This is a genomic window from Acinetobacter sp. PW68 (genome assembly GCF_020982655.1).
Taxonomy (GTDB): domain Bacteria; phylum Pseudomonadota; class Gammaproteobacteria; order Pseudomonadales; family Moraxellaceae; genus Acinetobacter; species Acinetobacter towneri_A.
Genome location: NZ_JAHZSX010000001.1, coordinates 2,185,539 through 2,202,730, shown reverse-complemented (window position 1 = coordinate 2,202,730; position 17,192 = coordinate 2,185,539). Strand labels below are relative to the sequence as shown.

At 42.7% G+C, this 17,192-nt stretch carries 17 protein-coding genes; 10 read left to right on the top strand and 7 right to left on the bottom strand.

Going from position 1 to position 17,192, the window contains the following annotated elements; all coding sequences use genetic code 11:
* Positions 1-179 precede the first annotated feature (179 nt).
* Together rpmI and rplT are read left to right on the top strand one after the other, a co-directional pair.
* Positions 180-374, top strand: coding sequence for a 50S ribosomal protein L35 (gene rpmI / locus K1T76_RS10500; protein WP_004975152.1), 195 nt, complete (start codon positions 180-182; stop codon positions 372-374).
* Between the two features lie 11 nt (positions 375-385).
* The gene (gene rplT, locus K1T76_RS10495; protein WP_230245327.1) at positions 386-745 is read left to right on the top strand and encodes a 50S ribosomal protein L20; all 360 of its coding nucleotides are present in this window, start codon (positions 386-388) and stop codon (positions 743-745) included.
* A gap of 330 nt (positions 746-1,075) precedes the next feature.
* On the opposite strand, the gene K1T76_RS10490 is transcribed toward rplT, so the two are convergent.
* Positions 1,076-2,104 carry a hypothetical protein gene (locus tag K1T76_RS10490; protein ID WP_230245326.1) on the bottom strand — a complete coding sequence of 343 codons (1,029 nt, stop codon included), beginning with the start codon at positions 2,102-2,104 and terminating at the stop codon, positions 1,076-1,078.
* 159 nt (positions 2,105-2,263) lie between these two features.
* On the opposite strand from K1T76_RS10490, the gene pheS reads away from it, so the two are divergent.
* The 3 genes from pheS (at position 2,264) to K1T76_RS10475 (ending at position 6,091) form a co-directional block, all read left to right on the top strand.
* On the top strand, positions 2,264-3,244 hold the full coding sequence (gene pheS / locus K1T76_RS10485) for a phenylalanine--tRNA ligase subunit alpha (protein ID WP_230245325.1): 981 nt from the start codon (positions 2,264-2,266) through the stop codon (positions 3,242-3,244).
* 172 nt (positions 3,245-3,416) lie between these two features.
* Positions 3,417-5,798, top strand: coding sequence for a phenylalanine--tRNA ligase subunit beta (gene pheT, locus K1T76_RS10480; RefSeq protein ID WP_230245324.1), 2,382 nt, complete (start codon positions 3,417-3,419; stop codon positions 5,796-5,798).
* A complete protein-coding gene (locus K1T76_RS10475; RefSeq protein ID WP_004649746.1) occupies positions 5,795-6,091 on the top strand; it encodes an integration host factor subunit alpha in 297 nt (98 codons plus the stop codon). The genes pheT and K1T76_RS10475 overlap by 4 nt, the downstream gene beginning before the upstream one ends.
* A gap of 192 nt (positions 6,092-6,283) precedes the next feature.
* Here K1T76_RS10475 and tnpC read toward each other — a convergent pair whose 3' ends face one another.
* From tnpC to trxA, 6 genes are all read right to left on the bottom strand, one after another.
* Positions 6,284-7,930, bottom strand: a complete 1,647-nt coding sequence (tnpC, locus tag K1T76_RS10470) for an IS66 family transposase (protein ID WP_230243708.1) — start codon at positions 7,928-7,930, stop codon at positions 6,284-6,286.
* 74 nt (positions 7,931-8,004) lie between these two features.
* The gene (tnpB, locus tag K1T76_RS10465) at positions 8,005-8,340 is read right to left on the bottom strand and encodes an IS66 family insertion sequence element accessory protein TnpB (RefSeq protein ID WP_171489061.1); all 336 of its coding nucleotides are present in this window, start codon (positions 8,338-8,340) and stop codon (positions 8,005-8,007) included.
* The gene (gene tnpA / locus K1T76_RS10460) at positions 8,337-8,720 is read right to left on the bottom strand and encodes an IS66-like element accessory protein TnpA (RefSeq protein ID WP_004691518.1); all 384 of its coding nucleotides are present in this window, start codon (positions 8,718-8,720) and stop codon (positions 8,337-8,339) included. Before tnpA ends, tnpB begins: the two co-directional genes overlap by 4 nt.
* A gap of 362 nt (positions 8,721-9,082) precedes the next feature.
* Positions 9,083-9,382: a hypothetical protein gene (locus tag K1T76_RS10455; RefSeq protein ID WP_178318761.1), complete on the bottom strand. Its 300-nt coding sequence runs from the start codon at positions 9,380-9,382 to the stop codon at positions 9,083-9,085.
* A 421-nt stretch (positions 9,383-9,803) separates the two neighbouring features.
* Positions 9,804-11,072 carry a transcription termination factor Rho gene (rho, locus tag K1T76_RS10450; protein WP_004975162.1) on the bottom strand — a complete coding sequence of 423 codons (1,269 nt, stop codon included), beginning with the start codon at positions 11,070-11,072 and terminating at the stop codon, positions 9,804-9,806.
* A gap of 335 nt (positions 11,073-11,407) precedes the next feature.
* The gene (gene trxA, locus K1T76_RS10445; protein WP_004975164.1) at positions 11,408-11,734 is read right to left on the bottom strand and encodes a thioredoxin; all 327 of its coding nucleotides are present in this window, start codon (positions 11,732-11,734) and stop codon (positions 11,408-11,410) included.
* Positions 11,735-11,997: 263 nt separating this feature from the next.
* Between trxA and ppx the strand changes: the two genes are divergently transcribed.
* Genes ppx through K1T76_RS10420 form a run of 5 tightly spaced genes read left to right on the top strand, consistent with a single transcriptional unit; the run spans position 11,998 to position 17,125 of the window.
* The gene (ppx, locus tag K1T76_RS10440; RefSeq protein WP_004975167.1) at positions 11,998-13,518 is read left to right on the top strand and encodes an exopolyphosphatase; all 1,521 of its coding nucleotides are present in this window, start codon (positions 11,998-12,000) and stop codon (positions 13,516-13,518) included.
* 32 nt (positions 13,519-13,550) lie between these two features.
* A complete protein-coding gene (locus K1T76_RS10435; RefSeq protein WP_019838189.1) occupies positions 13,551-14,372 on the top strand; it encodes an acetyl-CoA carboxylase carboxyltransferase subunit alpha in 822 nt (273 codons plus the stop codon).
* Positions 14,309-15,655 (top strand): tRNA lysidine(34) synthetase TilS, encoded by a 1,347-nt coding sequence (gene tilS, locus K1T76_RS10430; RefSeq protein WP_230245323.1) that lies wholly within the window; start codon positions 14,309-14,311, stop codon positions 15,653-15,655. The genes K1T76_RS10435 and tilS overlap by 64 nt, the downstream gene beginning before the upstream one ends.
* 30 nt (positions 15,656-15,685) lie before the next feature.
* On the top strand, positions 15,686-16,513 hold the full coding sequence (proC, locus tag K1T76_RS10425) for a pyrroline-5-carboxylate reductase (RefSeq protein WP_230245322.1): 828 nt from the start codon (positions 15,686-15,688) through the stop codon (positions 16,511-16,513).
* Between the two features lie 42 nt (positions 16,514-16,555).
* On the top strand, positions 16,556-17,125 hold the full coding sequence (locus tag K1T76_RS10420) for a YggT family protein (RefSeq protein WP_180112611.1): 570 nt from the start codon (positions 16,556-16,558) through the stop codon (positions 17,123-17,125).
* Positions 17,126-17,192: the final 67 nt, after the last annotated feature.

The window sequence follows — 17,192 nt, the reverse complement described above, 5'->3', positions numbered from 1 at the left end:
CGCAATTCCAGTATTTTTCCTGAGTTTAATTACGGCAAACGAGTGAGGTGATGATCATTTTTTATTTAGCCAATATGCTTTTGTTTTAAGCAAAGATGCTTTAGAATACTCGCTCCCTTACCTGCAGGTCGTTTTTGCAATGGTGCAGACGTGCCGAACAGGTGTTTAAAGAGGTTGTTATGGCTAAGTTAAAAACTCGCCGTGGTGCAGCTAAACGTTTCAAAGCGACTGCTAACGGTTTCAAGCGTAAACAAGCGTTCAAACGCCACATTTTGACCAAAAAATCTGCTAAACGTATCCGTCAATTGCGCGGCTGTGTAATGGTTCACGTGAGTGACGTTGCTGCTGTTCGTGCTATGTGCCCATACATCTAAGGAGATTATAAATGGCTCGTGTAAAACGTGGTGTACAGGCTCATCGCCGTCATAAAAAAATTCTTGCTCGTGCTAAAGGTTACTATGGCGCTCGTTCACGCGTATATCGCGTAGCGTTCCAAGCGGTAATCAAAGCAGGTCAATACGCTTACCGTGACCGTCGTCAAAAGAAACGTCAATTCCGTGCTTTATGGATTGCGCGTATCAATGCGGGCGCTCGTCAAAATGGTTTGTCGTACAGCCGTATGATCGCTGGCTTGAAAAAAGCTCAAGTGATTATCGACCGTCGCGTACTTGCTGACATCGCTATGCAAGACGCAGTTGCATTTGCTGCTTTAGCTACAAAAGCTAAAGATGCATTAGCTGCATAAGTCTTTTATGACTTAAAAAAAAGACCGCATTTGCGGTCTTTTTTTATGCCTGAAATTTGGGGGCTGTTGCCATTTCATAAATGGCTTGCGCTGTAGGCTAAAACTGAGCAGATCAGGCACCAAACGCAGGGAATAGTGGGTCTATTGCCAAGTTTCATAACGCAATCTTAGAAAGTTTTAGCCACAGCCTTTCAGGGCGAGCATATTTTTTGCTGCTATTGCGTTATGTGCCAGTCATTTAGAATGACTAAATTTCCCGTCCCATGCCTTATATCAGCTAAAAAATATGCATCGCCGCAAACATAGACGAATTGTCAACAGACCCTAAGCTTATAAACCAAAATAATAAGCAGCTGCACAAATAACCACAGTCATTAAAATCAGTTTAATCACGGCAGATGTGCCTACTTTATGCGTAGCTGCAGGTGTTGGTATTTGTGGTGAAGCGATGTTTTGTACTTGACTAGGCGTTGATTCAAAAGGATTAGGCGTTTGTACTGGAATGAGCTGCGCGGTCTGATAATGGTTTGCCACCTTAGTGATAAATTTGGCGTGTAAATCCTCAAGTTTCTGAGAAAAATGACGTAAATTGAGTTGCTCACTCGGTTCGAGTTCTGTGCCATCGGCATGATAAGGATGCTGGATTTTACTCTGGATGAATTGATCCAGTGCATCTAATTGATACAGCATTTGATGTGCATACGTAGCAGGGTAGTCTGCGGGAATTAACGCTAAAGTTGGGTGCATGCTTTCAGTTGAGTTTTGAGTCAGATCTGAGCCAAAATAAGGTCTAGTGCTTTGCTCTGGTTCAATAAATTCGGCAGCACAAGGATTTAAAAATAATTCAGAGCGAATAAAGCGATCAATCTCATCCCAGTTGGGGGCTACAAAATCTACATCGAGCTGTTTGGCGAGTTTGTGGCTTAGTTGATAACGCCACATCACTTCCTGACGTAGCTCGCTCTGTTGCGAAACGGGCGCTATAAAATCTTGTTCTGCAGTATACCATTCTGCAAGTTCTTTTCCGAAAATCCAGGCAGATTTGTGCTGTGGCTCGTGGCTTACAATAAAGTGTGCAAAAGGTAATAACTCTACATTGGGATTGGGGTTTTTCTCATCATTTAAAATACTTGCCTGATGTAGGCTTAAACGTCGCACACCTTGTTGTTTAAGATGCTCTAACCAAATTTGAAAGTGTTGTGCCAATAAATGTTGTGACAATAAATCACGAAATTGAATTTGATGCTGGTTAAATACTTGATGCTTGAGCCAATGATTTAAACTTAAATCTTGAGCCAAATATTCATTGCCATAAGTCACAAGGGCAAGTTGCTGTTTCCAAATCTGATCGAGCGCCATAATATCGAGATCTCGTGATGATTGGCTTTATCTTATACTTTTTGTATTTCAAGATGCTAATCTAATTTTCATTACATCGAAGCTTCATCATGGCGACTAAAAACTGTTAGAATACGGGGTTTTTTAATTATTTCTAAATTGTTGCTTTTGAGAGTTACTATGTCACTGGAAGCCCTGACCAATGAAGCGCTCGCTGCAATTGCAGCAGCAGAGGACCTTGCTACACTCGACCAGGTGCGAGTGCAATTTACGGGGAAAAAAAGCCAGCTTGCGGAACAATCCAAAGCACTGGGTAAAATGGACCCTGAACAGCGTAAAGAGTTTGGTGCACAAATTCACACTGTGCGTGAAGTAATCAATGCGGCATTAACTGCGCGTCAATCTGAATTACAACAAGCGGCTTTGGCGCAAAAACTGGCCAATGAAACCGTTGATATTACTTTGCCAGGTCGTGGTCAAAGCATTGGCAGTATTCACCCAGTTACGCAGGTACAGGAACGTATTTGCCAATTCTTTACCAAAACAGGTTTTACCGTGGCTACGGGGCCAGAAGTTGAAGATGACTATCACAACTTTGAAGCGTTGAATATTCCAGGACATCACCCTGCGCGTGCCATGCACGATACTTTCTATTTTGATGTGAATCATTTATTGCGTACACATACGTCTGGCGTACAGATTCGCACCATGGAAAATCAGCAGCCGCCTATTCGTATTGTTTGTCCAGGTCGTGTGTATCGCTGCGACTCAGACCAAACACACTCACCAATGTTCCATCAAATTGAAGGCTTATACGTCGCAGAAAATACCAGTTTTGCAGAACTCAAAGGTTTGTTGATTAACCTATTGAATGAATTCTTTGAAAAAGACTTAAAAGTACGTTTCCGCCCATCTTATTTCCCATTCACAGAGCCAAGTGCTGAAGTGGATATTATGGATGAACGTGGTCGCTGGCTGGAAGTTTTGGGCTGCGGCATGGTGCATCCAAACGTGTTACGCGCTTCAGGCATCGACCCAGAAAAATATAAAGGTTTTGCCTTCGGTTTAGGGGTAGAGCGTTTTGCGATGTTGCGTTATGGCATCAATGACTTGCGTATGTTCTACCAAAATGATGTGCGTTTCTTGCGCCAGTTTGCTTAAAACTTTTTTAAACAACCTTTCCTACAATTAGGAGAGGAGAAAAGAGATTATTATTAGATTTTAAAATCCCTCTAAATCCCTCTTGTAAAGGGGGCTTACGCGAAATAAATAGAAGTGTGGGAATTCCCCTTTTTGTTAAAGAGGGGTTAGGGGAGATTCAGGAAATGAATGTATGAAAATTAGCGAAAATTGGTTACGCACTTGGGTCAACCCAGCTATTGATAGTGAAACCTTATCGAATCAACTCACGATGCTGGGGCTAGAAGTCGATGATATGTCACCAGCAGCAAAGCCATTTACAGGCGTTGTGGTAGGTGAAGTCTTAACGGTTGAACAGCATCCAGATGCTGATCGTTTACGTGTCACTACGGTAAACATTGGTTCAGGTGAGCCATTGCAGATTGTGTGCGGTGCGCCAAACGTACGTGCAGGTATGAAAGCACCTGTGGCAACCATTGGTGCGGTATTGCCAGGCGACTTTAAAATCAAAAAAGGTAAATTGCGTGGTGTGGAATCGCAAGGGATGTTGTGCGGTGCGTCAGAAATTGATCTTGAGGATAAACTTGATGGTTTATTAGAACTGCCTGCAGATGCACCTGTAGGCGTGAATGTACGTGAATACCTTGATCTAGATGACCATGTCATTGATATCAGCATTACGCCTAACCGTGGTGACTGCTTCAGTATTCGTGGTGTGGCTCGTGAAATTGGGGTGATTAACCAATTGTCCGTTAATTCACCTGATATTCAGCCAGTAGCATCAACCATTCACGATGAAAAAACCGTACAAAGTTTGACTGAAGGCTGCCCACGTTATTTAGGTCGTGTGATTAAAAATGTCAATACCAAAGCAGCTACACCTGAGTGGATGGAGCGCGCGTTGGCACGTTCAGGGATCCGTCAACATAGTATTTTGGTAGATATTACTAACTATGTCTTGATTGAATTGGGTCAGCCAATGCACGCTTTTGATGGTGCGAAAATTCAAGGTGGTATCCAAGTTCGACAAGCGACTGCAGCAGAGAAAATGGTGCTGTTAAACGAGCAAGAAGTTGAGTTGCAAGAAGATGTGATGGTGATTGCTGATGATGCAAAAGTATTGGCGATGGCGGGCATCATGGGTGGCTTATCTTCTGCGGTAAGTGATGAAACCACAGAAATTTTCCTTGAATCCGCTTTCTTTGCACCATTGCATATTGCAGGTCGTGCACGTCGTTATGGCCTACATACCGATGCCTCACAGCGTTATGAACGTGGTGTCGATTTTGAATTGCCATTATTGGCCATGAACCGTGCATCCCAACTGATTGCAGAATTAGCGGGTGGCGAATTTGGTCCAATTACAGTGGCAGAACAAGCAGCACACTTACCAACACGTGCAGCAATTCTGTTAAATCAGTCGCAAGTCGATCAGCTCTTGGGCTATCACGTCGATGCGGAATTTATCGCCGATGCTTTAACCCGTTTAGGTTGTCAAGTGACTGTTCAAGCTGAAGGTCAGTGGAGCGTTGTGCCCCCATCGCATCGTTTTGATATGGCAATTTACCAAGACTTAATTGAAGAAATTGCCCGTATTCATGGTTATGACAACATTCAAATCAGTTTGCCTGTGATTGATGTGCAATTGGCAAAATACCAAGATCAGTTTGAAGTTGCTCAATTACGTCAAACTGCAGTGACTTTGGGCTATCAAGAAGCAATTAGCTTTAGTTTTGCCGATGCAAAATTGGAAAAACAATTAAATCCTGCGGTGAACCCGTTGGCATTAGCAAATCCCATTTCGAGCGATTTAGCAGTGATGCGCTCAACACTGTTATCAAGCTTGATTCCATGTGTGCAGTACAACGTGAATCGTCAACAAAATCGTGTGCGTTTCTTTGAGTTGGGATTGCGTTTTGATTATCAACATGCAGTAAGCATTCATGATTTAAAACAAATTCCAACTTTGGCATTGATTGCCGTGGGTGCTAAATACCCAGAATCATGGCATGTCAAGCCACAGCCTATGGACTTCTTTGATTTTAAAGGTGATATTGAAGAAGTTTTAGCTGCAGGTCGTGTACAGGTTGAGTATGTTCGTTCAGAGCGCACTTGGTTGCATCCTGGGCAATCTGCTGAAATTTTAGTAGATGGTCAGTCTATTGGTTACTTGGGTCGTTTGCATCCATCTTTAGAAAATGAGCTAGATCTAGGCACGACATGGGTGGCAGAACTCGATCAAACAGCAGTTTTGCAAACTTATGTATCTAATTTTACAGAATTATCACGTTTTCCATCGGTTAGACGTGATATTGCGCTTTTAATTAGTGATAAGATAAATGTAAGTGAAATTCAGCAACTTATTGAAAAAACGGGTGGAGCACTGTTAGACTCGACTTGGTTATTCGATGTGTATACCGGTAAAGGGGTTGAACAAGGCAAACGTTCTTTGGCTTTTGCCTTGTTATGGCAACACCCAACACGTACACTTGAAGATGCTGAAATTAAATCTGGTATGGATAACATTCTGCAAGTGTTGGAAAACACTTACCAAGCGACATTGAGGGCTTCATGACAGCATTAACAAAAGCAGAAATGGCTGATCATTTAAGTGAGCTCACGAGTTTAAACCGCCGTGAAGCGAAACAAATGGTTGAGTTATTTTTTGATGAGATCAGCCAAGCACTGATCTCTGGCGAACAAGTTAAACTTTCAGGGTTTGGGAACTTCGAGTTACGTGATAAACGTCAACGACCTGGTCGCAACCCAAAAACGGGCGAAGAAATTCCAATTTCAGCACGCCGTGTCGTCACATTCCGCGCAGGGCAGAAATTCCGCCAGCGTGTAGGAAATGAGCAGATCGATTGATCTGCTTTTTTTATGCCTTTCTTATGGTCTTCGCTAGTCAAAGTTGGGTAAACATCATAAATAAAACGGGTATACGGTGTTGTCTGGTTCTTGCACGATATGTGGTTTAGCAAATGTCGAAGATGGAGGTCTAAATCATGTGCTTCGCAGCTGAATAAAAAGTAAGCGTCCGCTGAATCCCATACCTATTTTTTAATTTTGGTCGGATTTCCAGCGGTGTGGCAGTAATTCTTCTATTTGGGTCACTTTATGTGTCGGCAACCTTTTCAGAACATCACTTAAATAGGCATACGGATCCAGCCCATTCAGCTTTGCTGACTGGATTAATGTCATGATATTGGCTGCTCGCTGACCGCTGCGCAGCGAACCTGCAAATAGCCAATTCTTACGTCCCAACGCCCAAGGTCGCATCTGGTTTTCCACCCAATTATTATCTATAGGTAGATTGCCATCATCCAGATAGCGGCTTAAAGCTGGCCAACGCTTCAGAGTGTAATTGATGGCCTTGGCGGTTGGAGAACTCGATGGCACAGTCAGTTGATGTTGGTTAAGCCATTCATACAGTTGTTGCATCACCGGTTGACTATGCTGTTGTCGGTATTCGCGGCGGTCTTCCGCTGTACCATCGGTCTTTTTCCTGAGTTCTGCTTCTATCGCATACAGTTTCTGAATCAGCACTAAGGCCTGTTCAGCGACCTGACTTTTCCCGGTCACATGCAGTTCATGGAATTTACGACGTGCATGGGCCATGCAGCCCACCTCTATGACCTGGCCTGATTTAAAGCGTGCTTTATAACCACTGTAATCATCACAGACCAGATGGCCCTGCCAGCCTTTCAAGAACTCTGCAGCATGCTGGCCTGAACGACTATCCTGAAAGTCATAGATCACCGCCTGAACTGGATTGTACTGTGTAGTGGCATAGGCCCAGACATAACCTTTCTTCGGTTTTTTATCATTCTCACCCATCCGCATGATGGTGACCGGTGTTTCATCTGCATGCAGCACCTGCTGTTGTAGTACCACCTCTTTTAAGGCATTGGCCAGAGGTTCCAGTTCTACACCGCAGCGACCTATCCAGTCAGATAAAGTTGATCTAGAAAGTTCGATTCCCGCCCGCTGATAGATCAGACGTTGACGGTACAGCGGCAAATGATCGGCATATTTCGATACCAAAACATGGCTGAGCAGTTCAGGTGAAGCAATGCCTTTATCAATCACATAGGCGGGCATCGCTTGCTGAGTCAGGGTGTCACACTGATCACAGACCCATTTACCACGCACATGCTGTTCCTTATAGAACTGTGCCGGTCTGAAATGCAGTTTTTCACTGACATCTTCGCCGATACGACGAAGTTGGCAGCCACAAGCACATTGGGTTGATGCAGGTTCATGCTCAATACGGATGGTGTGTAGATGATCTGGCAGTGGTCGACGTTTAGGTTTATTGGTTTTGGCTTTGTGTGTCACTGCATCGGTTTTATCTGCATTCAGCCGTTCCAGTTCTAGATCAACCGCGGCAATATCTTCTTCAACCGCTTCATCCCACAGGTGGATTTGTTTTGCAGTGAGATGTTCGTTTTTACTGCCGAATTTGTGCTTTTTAAACAGCGCAAGTTCATGCTCGTATTTTTGATTGAGAATGGAAAGATGTTGAACTTGAGCATCTAATTGCTGATTGGATACTTCAAGATGCTGAACTTTGGTATCTAATTGTTGGTTTGATTTTTCTAATTCTTGATTTGATTGTGCCAGAGACTGATGCTGCATTGCCAACTGTCTGGTAAATTCCAGCAGTTGTTCATGGGTCAGTTGGCTTAAATCAGGCAGCGTATTCATGACCGCAGTATGCCTGAGGTCATGAGAAGAATGAAATACAACATTTGGAGAATAGCAGAATGGACCAAGCTAGTTTAGAGCATTGTGACCACTTGCTGTCGTCCAATGCGCTGCCAAGGCAAACCCTGGATCAGTGCCTGTAACTGTTCCGGGCTGAGGGCTACGCTTTCACCCTGGTGAACTTTAGCCCAGTGAAATTTGCCCTGTTCCAACCGCCGGGCACACAGCCAGATGCCCAGTCCATCATGTACCAGCACTTTCATGCGATGGCCACGTTTATTACAGAACAGGTAGGCGCAATGCGGTTTAATGTAGCCAAAGGCTTTCATAATCTGCGCCATGACCGTATCCATCCCTGCTCGCATATCCAGAGGTTGGGTAGAAAGCCAGATTTCATCAATGCGGATCATGTTGCAAGTGCCTTGAGTAATTCTGCTAAAGCAGATATTTCTGATACTTGCCATTTCAAGCCAATTTCTGCTTTTGAGTGGGGTAAAGTAATTTGAACCGTTAACATGTCAGTAGGAGTAGGATCTAATGGTGCAGAGCAAGATAAGGCAATAAATGCAGGTTTATTCGGTAGTGGTGAGCGATCATTCCCTGGCTTAGCATCAATTAAGCGAATCCATTTGGATACAAGATTTGTATTCAATCCATGTTGCAAAGCGACTGAAGCAATTGAAACGTCCGGTGCTTTACAAGCCTGAACGATCTGCTGTTTAAATTCAGCACTGTATGTTCTTCGTTTTTTCGCAAGAGATGCGATGGATGTCTGGTGATTTGTAGTCATAAATTTTAGTCCCCACTTGTTTTTAAGTGGGGACTAAATTAAGGCTTATAGGATGAATTCATAAGGTGTGTTCAGCGGACGCTTACAATAAAAAGGCGAGTTGCTTAGATTGTTTGCGAGGCTAAATAACGGCTAGGTCTAAATAAATAGAAATTAACTGCCTTATTTGGGGTAAATAGGGGTATTAGATGAGCCTACTTGTATGGTTATACGTATTAGAGTGGCACGCTAAAGATGAAGAAAATAAAGTGCGAAAAGTGGTACTTAGACGGTTTGATTAATAAACAAATATTTTAAATAAGTTCAAATGTAAATAAAAAAGAGAGCCAAAGGCTCTCTTTTGTACTGCATAATCGTATCGATTATTGAGCAGCAGCTTCAGAAGCAGCAGCAGCAGCGTCTACAGCAGCGTCAGCAGCATCAGTTGCAGCAGCAGCAGCAGTGTCAGCAGCATCAGCAGCAGCGTCTACAGCAACTTCAGCGTCAGAAGCAACTTCAACAGCAGCAGCGTCAGCAGCAGCTTCAGCTTCAGATGCAGCTACAACAGCTTCAGATGCAGCAGCGTTAGCGTCAGCAGCAGCTTCTTCAGTTTTTTTAGCACAACCAACGAAAGCTAAAGTAGTAGCAACTGCAGCAGCAATAGCGATTTTTTTGAATAACATGGCATCACTCTCTAAAATATGAGATTAAAAAAAACCGAAGTTAGTCTGTTGTATGCTTTTATTATTCCTAAATTTTGTTAGGCACTAACAACGCAGGCGCAGTCTAACTGGTCTGCGAATATGCTATCACTGCGCTTTTTGAATTGCTACTAGGTTGATTGAAAAAAAGGCAAAAAAACGCGAAAAATACGTGCTTTTTTAACAGAAAATAACAATTAATTTGGCATTTTAGATTGGAGACTCGCGCGTTAACTGGCTAAAAACTAAAAGATTTTTACTAAATATTTTTTAATAATCATTTACTTAAAAATAAGTTTACATATATCACGTGCAATTGTGTCTTTATGTAAAATTTGTCAACCAAATAAAAAAGCCATCGTTATAAGATGACTTTTTTAGGTGTTCTAATATTTATAGCAGTTTAATTGGCAGCTTTACGTTTCATTTGATCAAAGAAATCGTCATTGGTTTTTGTTTCTTTCATGCGATCAAGCAAGAATTCCATTGCTGCCAATTCATCTTGAGTGTGTAACAATTTACGTAAAATCCAAACCTTACGTAGATTATCTTCACTCATTAAACGCTCTTCACGACGCGTGCCTGATTTCTTGATGTTCATGGCAGGGAAAACACGTTTTTCTGCAATACGGCGGTCTAAGGTGATCTCTTGGTTGCCTGTACCTTTAAACTCTTCGTAAATCACTTCATCCATTTTACTGCCTGTTTCAATCAGTGCTGTTGAAATAATGGTTAGAGAACCACCTTCTTCAATATTACGTGCAGCACCAAAGAAACGTTTTGGACGTTCTAGAGCATGTGCATCCACACCACCCGTTAAAACTTTACCTGAAGATGGTACAACGGTGTTATAGGCACGAGCCAAACGGGTAATCGAATCCAGTAAAATCACGACATCTTTTTTGTGTTCAACCAAACGTTTGGCTTTTTCAATAACCATTTCAGCCACTTGAACGTGACGTGCAGGTGATTCATCAAAGGTTGATGCAATCACTTCACCGCGCACGGTGCGTTCCATTTCCGTCACTTCTTCAGGGCGTTCGTCAATCAGAAGGACGATTAAGAAAACCTCAGGATTGTTGCGCACAATCGACTGGGCGATGTTTTGAAGCAACATGGTTTTACCCGCTTTAGGCGGAGCGACAATAATTGAACGCTGACCTTTACCAATTGGGGCAACCAAATCTACTACACGAGCAGTTAAGTCTTCAGTTGTTCCATTACCCAACTCCATTACCAATTGTTCTGTTGGGAAAAGTGGAGTCAAGTTTTCAAATAAAATTTTATTACGTGAATTTTCAGGGGTGTCGTAGTTAATTTGGTTTACTTTAAGTAAAGCAAAATAACGTTCACCTTCTTTAGGTGGGCGAATGGTCCCTGTAATTGTGTCACCTGTTCGTAGGTTAAAGCGACGAATTTGTGAAGGGCTGACATAAATGTCATCTGGGCCAGCTAGGTATGAACCAGCAGCAGAGCGTAGGAAACCAAAACCATCAGAGAGAATTTCTAGAACGCCATCACCAAAAATCTCTTCACCATTCATGGCATGGCGCTTTAAGATGGCAAAAATAATGTCTTGCTTGCGGTTACGCGCCATTCCTTCAAGGCCCATAAACTCGGCAATCTTGATGAGTTCGCCAATCGGTTTTTTCTTGAGTTCGGTTAAATTCATAGAGATTCTGATAGAATTAAAATTCTGGGGTACAGGTTAGAGAGGGAGCAACATTTAGCCGCATTCATACAATAAAATGAAAGCAATTGTATTTGCACAATAACGATTCAGAGCACTGATTCATTGTTTGATTGAAAAATGTGAAAAACAATTTCTGTTGCCGAGCGGCATTTTTGTGTTGTGTCTTTTCAGAAAGAGGATGAAAGATCCTGCGTTTCCTGAGCATGCAATATAAGAGAGAAACGTCTACTTGTCAATTTGTAGGCAAAAAAAATACGCCAATGCGTGGCGTATTTTTTTCATCATCTCTATAAATAGACGATGGATCCATCGACTTAGATATTTTCGTCAATAAATGCAGTCAATTTAGATTTAGGTGCTGCACCGACTTGCTGTGCAACCACTTCACCATTTTTGAACATAAGTAATGCTGGAATATTGCGGATGTTGTAGTTCACAGCAGTTTGTTCGCAAGAAGTCACATCCACTTTCACAATTTTCACTTTGCCTTGATATTCGTCTGCAAGTACTTCAAGTACTGGTGCAATTGCTTTACATGGCGCACACCAGCCAGCCCAGAAGTCAACCAATACAGGAGTATCTGATTGAAGAACATCTGCTTCGAAGTTTGCATCAGTGGTGTTTACGATGTTGCCAGACATGGATTACGCTCCAAATAATTTTTAAAAATAGCTATACCAATTAGTATTACATAGCCATCTTGAACAAAGTAGGGGGAATCTTTGGATTTTCCATCCAAAATACAAATTTGTCTAATTGATCCTCACGATCACGACAATTCTGTAACACAATTGTCATATATGCAGAATTTTTAAATAGTCGTCAAATTGTGCTGATAAATGGCTTTTAAATTAGGTGTATGTGAATTACTCTAGGCACAATTCTGTCTAGGTTTGTTTGAAGAATGTCTGATTTTTTAATTGATGAAGAGTTACTCGCAGCCATCGATATGGGGTCGAATAGTTTCCACTTAGCCATTGCGCGGGTGGATCATGGTGAAGTAAAAAAAGTGGCATCAATGTCAGAAAAAGTGCAGTTGGCCGCTGGTTTAGATGAAAACAAGAATTTAACCGAAGCAGCACAACAACGTGGTTTGGCATGTTTAGCACGTTTTGTTGGGCGTTTAACTGCGGTACAGTCAAACCGTTTGCGTATTGTTGCCACCAATGCTTTGCGTCAGGCCAAAAACGGACATGAGTTTATTCAAAAAGCTGCAGAAATTTTGCCTAAGCCAATTGAGATTATTGCAGGGCGTGAAGAAGCGCGCTTAATTTATTTGGGTGTATCACACACCATGGCCAATAGTGGTCGTCGTTTAGTGATTGATATTGGTGGTGGTTCGACAGAATTAATTATTGGCGAAGAATTTGAGCCAATTCACACCGAATCTTTACAAATGGGCTGTGTGGCCTATACCAAAGCCTATTTTGCCGATGGTGAAATTAGCAAAAGCAGTTTTGAAAAAGCAGTGGTAGCGGCACGTAAAGAGCTGTATTCAATTGCCAATACCTATAAAGAAGCAGGTTGGGATACCGTTGCAGGCTCGAGCGGCACCATTAAGGCATGTCGCCAAATTACGGTAAATATGGGCTGGAGCAATGAGCAGGAAAATCTGACTCGTGAAGGTTTAGAAAAACTCAAAGACCGTTTGCTCAAGTTTAAACACGTATCAGAAATGGAATTTGATGGTCTAAAAGAAGACCGTCGAGCAGTTTTGCCAGCAGGTTTGGCAATTTTATATGCGGTATTTGATGTATTAGATATCGATAAATTGGTGTATTCCGATGGGGCTTTGCGTGAAGGCGTAATGTATGACTTGTTGGGACGTTTCCAGCATGAAGACATTCGTGATCGCAGTGTACAGGCCTTGATGGGGCGTTATAACTCAGACCCGAAACAGGCTGGACGTGTGGTGAAAACTGCGCAACATTTATTTGACAGCGTGGCAGAATCATTAAAATTAAATAACGAAGATAGTGACTTATTGCGTCGTGCTGCGTACTTACATGAAATTGGTTTAGCCATCAGTCACAGCAGTTATCATCGTCACGGTGCATATTTATTGCAACATTCGGACATTCCCGGTTTCTCACAAATTGACCAAAACTATCTCTCGCATTTGGTCGGCAACCATCGTCGAAAGTTGCGCCAAGACGCGAAAACAGAAGCACTGAAAGCGGGTGGCAATAAAATTGTTTACTTAAGTTTGTTGCTTCGCCTTGCAGTTTTGGTCAACGCAAGTCGTAGCGATGCGATGCTTCCTGCCATTGAATTAAGCATCCGCAATGCGCAACAATGGCAGCTCAGCGTGTCGGGTGATGCCAAACAATGGCCATTGCTTGTCGCTGAATTGCACGATGAACAAGTGCAATTCAAGAATTGGGACATTGAATTGAATATTCAGTCGGAACAATTTGTCGATTAAGATTTGGTTAATTTAGGGATAACAGTCGACTTATGAAAAAAGCTGCTCAATCTAAAGCATGGAAAACCGTGCAAATTGCACGTCATCCTGAACGTCCGCAATTTCTAGACTATGTGGGTGAAATTTTCACTGAATTTGATGCCTTACATGGTGATCGCTTATTTGGTGATGATGGTGCAATGATCGGTGGATTGGCACGCTTTGATGGTCAGCCTGTTATGGTGATAGGTCAACATCGTGGTCGCAGTACCCGCGAAAAATTACAACACAACTTCGGGATGTGTAATCCAGAAGGCTATCGTAAGGCACAGCGTCTTATGGATATGGCAGAGCGTTTTAATCTGCCAGTTTTCACTTTTGTTGATACGATGGGCGCATACCCAGGTGTAGGTGCAGAAGAGCGTGGTCAGGCAGAAGCGATTGCGACCAGCTTGGCACAACTGTCGAACTTAAAAGTACCTGTAATTGCTACAGTATTGGGCGAAGGTGGTTCAGGCGGTGCGTTGGGTATTGGTGTGGCAGACCGTGTGGTGATGTTGTCACACAGTATTTATTCTGTTATTTCACCAGAAGGTTGTGCGTCTATTCTCTGGAAAACTGCAGAAAAAGCCGAACAAGCCAGTGAAGCATTAGCATTGACCGCAGAAAAACTGCAAAAGATTGGTATTGTAGAATACGTGGTTGATGAAGGTGAGGGTGCACATTTAAACCCTGAACACGTCATGCACAGTCTGAAAAATGTGTTAAAAGAAGCTTTGAATGAATTGCAAGCGATGGATGCAACACAACGATGCGAAGAACGTTACCAACGTTTAATGAAGTTTGGCAGCGACAATTTAGGTCTAGCGTCTTAAGTCAACTACAGGCTTTTCCTGCACAGACAAAATTTTTAATCGGATGTAGTGGCGGCATGGATTCCGTGTTGCTACTGCATCTTTTGTCATTTTTGTGTCCTGAAAAAGTACGTGCGATTTACATTGATCACCAATTGCAAAGTCCAAGCGCAGCGTGGGGCGAGTTGGTGCAAGCCACCTGTCAGAATTTAAATGTACCGTGTGTACTGCAAAAAGTCAGTGTGTGTGAGGGCAATCTAGAAAATCAGGCACGTCAGGCGCGTTATCAGGCCTATATGCAGCACTTGGATAGCGACGAAGTTTTAGTGTTGGCGCACCATCAGCAAGATCAGGCGGAAACCGTATTGCTGCGTTTGTTTTCAGGCGCAGGTGTGCAAGGACTTGCTGCCATGAAGGTTGTCGATGTACGGGATGATTTCAGTATTTGGCGTCCGTTATTGGAGGTCTCGCGTGAGCAGATTTGCCAATGGAGTGCTGAATTAAAGCTGGATTATGTGCAAGACCCAAGCAATCAGGATGTGCATTATGACCGAGCATGGGCGAGAGAAATGTTGTGGCCAGTGTTGCAACAACGTTTTCCTAAAATGCAGCAAGCTGTGGCACGTACTGCAAACTTGATGCAAGATACCGAACATATTTTGGCCGAAGTTTTAGCGCAGGATTTAGCGGCTTGCGGTTCAGCTTCGCAGTTGAATTTAATTCAGTTACAACAATTATCTTTGCCACGGCAACGTCAGCTTTTATCGACGTGGATGAAAGGGCAAGCACAATATCGCCCAAGTTATGATATGGTCGATCGTTTGCAGCGAGAAGTGATTCAGGCCAAAGTCGATGCACAAGCGGCGTTACATTGTCAGGATTATTATTATTTGCGTTATCAGCAACAATTATTTCGTTTGCCAAAAGCAGAGTATTTAGCTGCAGAACAGTTTGAGGCAGAAGAACAAGCGTTATGTTTACAGGAAAATCAGACTTTTCAAGTGTGGTCTGGCAGTTATCAACTGCAACAAGCCAAAGTTGGTTTATCTGCAACTTTGCTGAATCGTCGATTAACTTTACGGCCACGTTTAGGTGGTGAAAAAATTCATTTGTATGGTCGGGTGGGTACATGGCCACTGAAAAAAGCTATTCAGGAAGCACAAATTTTTCCGTGGACACGTCATACAATTCAAATATTAAGCCTAGATAATGTTATGCTAGGCGTTTTTAGCCCTAAAGGCTTTTGGCTTGCACAATCGGACTATTGTGTCGCAGATGGATGGCAACCGATTTTAGTCTCTTAACGACAAACAACTCAACGAAGAGCGTGGATCATGAGTGCAGTATTGAATTGTAATATTAGTTTCATTGGCGGTGGCAACATGGCGCAAGCCTTGATTGGTGGTTTGATTGCCAGAGGTTTGCCGCCTACCCGTATTACAGTTTCAGATCCTGTAGAACAAGTACGTGATTTATTGAAAGAAAAAGATGTGCATGTCACTGAGGATAATTTGGCTGCAATCGCACAGGCAGATATTGTCGTATTTGCAGTCAAGCCTCAGGTTTTGGCACAAGTGTTGCGTCCATTGTACGGTCAGTTTGATGATAAACTGGTGATTTCGATTGTTGCAGGCGCAGAAATTGCCACGATTTCTGAGTTATTGGGTACAGAACGTGTGGTGCGTGTAATGCCAAATACACCTGCTTTGGTGCAAACAGGTGCGCATGGTTTGTATGCAACCGAACAGGTCAATAGCACAGACCGTGAATTAGCAAGTCAGGTTTTGGCGGCAACAGGTTTAACCATTTGGGTAAACTCTGAAGCACAAATTGATGCCGTAACTGCTGTATCGGGTTCAGGGCCAGCATATTTTTTCTATTTGATGGAAAGCATGATTCGTGCAGGCAAGAACTTAGGTTTAGATGAAAAAGTTGCGACAGCATTGACCTTGCAAACTGCTTTGGGTGCTGCGCAAATGGCAATTACTAGCTCGAATACACCTGCAGAATTACGCAAAAATGTGACTTCACCAAATGGCACGACCCAAGCTGCGATTGAAGTGTTTGATCATGCACAAATTTCACAAAATATTCAGGCGGCGTTGGCTGCTGCTAAAACGCGTAGTCAAGAATTAGCGCAAGAGTTGAGTGATAGTATTTAATTATTGAAAAACAACGAATTTAAATTTTAGGAAAGTTTAAGTATGGGTGCAAATTCTGCGCTAATTTTTGGCATTATCATTAACGTAGCGATTTTGCTCGTATTCTTCCGTTTCCTAATGCAATTGGCAGCGGTGAGTCCTTATAACCCTGTGGTGCTTTCAACCATTAAAGCCACCAAAATTGTAGATGTATTTGGACGTATCTTTCCAACAGTTGGCAAAGGTCGGGTCAATTCTGCTGCCTTAGCTTTGTTGGTGGTGCTGTATTTACTCAAAATATTTGGTGTCATGTACTTAAATGGTGCGATGCCAAATAGTCCAATTCACTTAGTGATTCTGACTTTTGTGACTATGATTCAGGATTTAATCCGTTTCTGTCGTTATTTGATTTTTGCCACCATTATTTTAAGTTGGGTGGTGATGTTTACTCAATCTCGAGGCCCGTATATTGAAGTGATTCAAGAGTTGGCAGAGCCGTTGTTGGCACCATTTCGTCGTTTATTGCCAAACATGGGGATGATTGATTTGTCGCCTATTATTGCATTTTTGGCTTTATATATCGCTGAAATCATTATGAATCAGGTGGCGATTGTTTTGCTGACAGGCTTATAAGTCGCAATATTCCAGAACCATTAAAAAGGACTCTTGGAGTCCTTTTTAATGCTTGAAGTTTGGACTG

Coding starts and splice junctions, on each gene's coding strand:
- rpmI (WP_004975152.1), top strand. CDS start 180: ATGGCTAAGTTAAAAACTCGCCGTGGTGCAGCTAAACGTTTCAAAGCG.
- rplT (WP_230245327.1), top strand. CDS start 386: ATGGCTCGTGTAAAACGTGGTGTACAGGCTCATCGCCGTCATAAAAAA.
- K1T76_RS10490 (WP_230245326.1), bottom strand. CDS start 2,104: ATGGCGCTCGATCAGATTTGGAAACAGCAACTTGCCCTTGTGACTTAT.
- pheS (WP_230245325.1), top strand. CDS start 2,264: ATGTCACTGGAAGCCCTGACCAATGAAGCGCTCGCTGCAATTGCAGCA.
- pheT (WP_230245324.1), top strand. CDS start 3,417: ATGAAAATTAGCGAAAATTGGTTACGCACTTGGGTCAACCCAGCTATT.
- K1T76_RS10475 (WP_004649746.1), top strand. CDS start 5,795: ATGACAGCATTAACAAAAGCAGAAATGGCTGATCATTTAAGTGAGCTC.
- tnpC (WP_230243708.1), bottom strand. CDS start 7,930: ATGAATACGCTGCCTGATTTAAGCCAACTGACCCATGAACAACTGCTG.
- tnpB (WP_171489061.1), bottom strand. CDS start 8,340: ATGATCCGCATTGATGAAATCTGGCTTTCTACCCAACCTCTGGATATG.
- tnpA (WP_004691518.1), bottom strand. CDS start 8,720: ATGACTACAAATCACCAGACATCCATCGCATCTCTTGCGAAAAAACGA.
- K1T76_RS10455 (WP_178318761.1), bottom strand. CDS start 9,382: ATGTTATTCAAAAAAATCGCTATTGCTGCTGCAGTTGCTACTACTTTA.
- rho (WP_004975162.1), bottom strand. CDS start 11,072: ATGAATTTAACCGAACTCAAGAAAAAACCGATTGGCGAACTCATCAAG.
- trxA (WP_004975164.1), bottom strand. CDS start 11,734: ATGTCTGGCAACATCGTAAACACCACTGATGCAAACTTCGAAGCAGAT.
- ppx (WP_004975167.1), top strand. CDS start 11,998: ATGTCTGATTTTTTAATTGATGAAGAGTTACTCGCAGCCATCGATATG.
- K1T76_RS10435 (WP_019838189.1), top strand. CDS start 13,551: ATGAAAAAAGCTGCTCAATCTAAAGCATGGAAAACCGTGCAAATTGCA.
- tilS (WP_230245323.1), top strand. CDS start 14,309: ATGCGAAGAACGTTACCAACGTTTAATGAAGTTTGGCAGCGACAATTT.
- proC (WP_230245322.1), top strand. CDS start 15,686: ATGAGTGCAGTATTGAATTGTAATATTAGTTTCATTGGCGGTGGCAAC.
- K1T76_RS10420 (WP_180112611.1), top strand. CDS start 16,556: ATGGGTGCAAATTCTGCGCTAATTTTTGGCATTATCATTAACGTAGCG.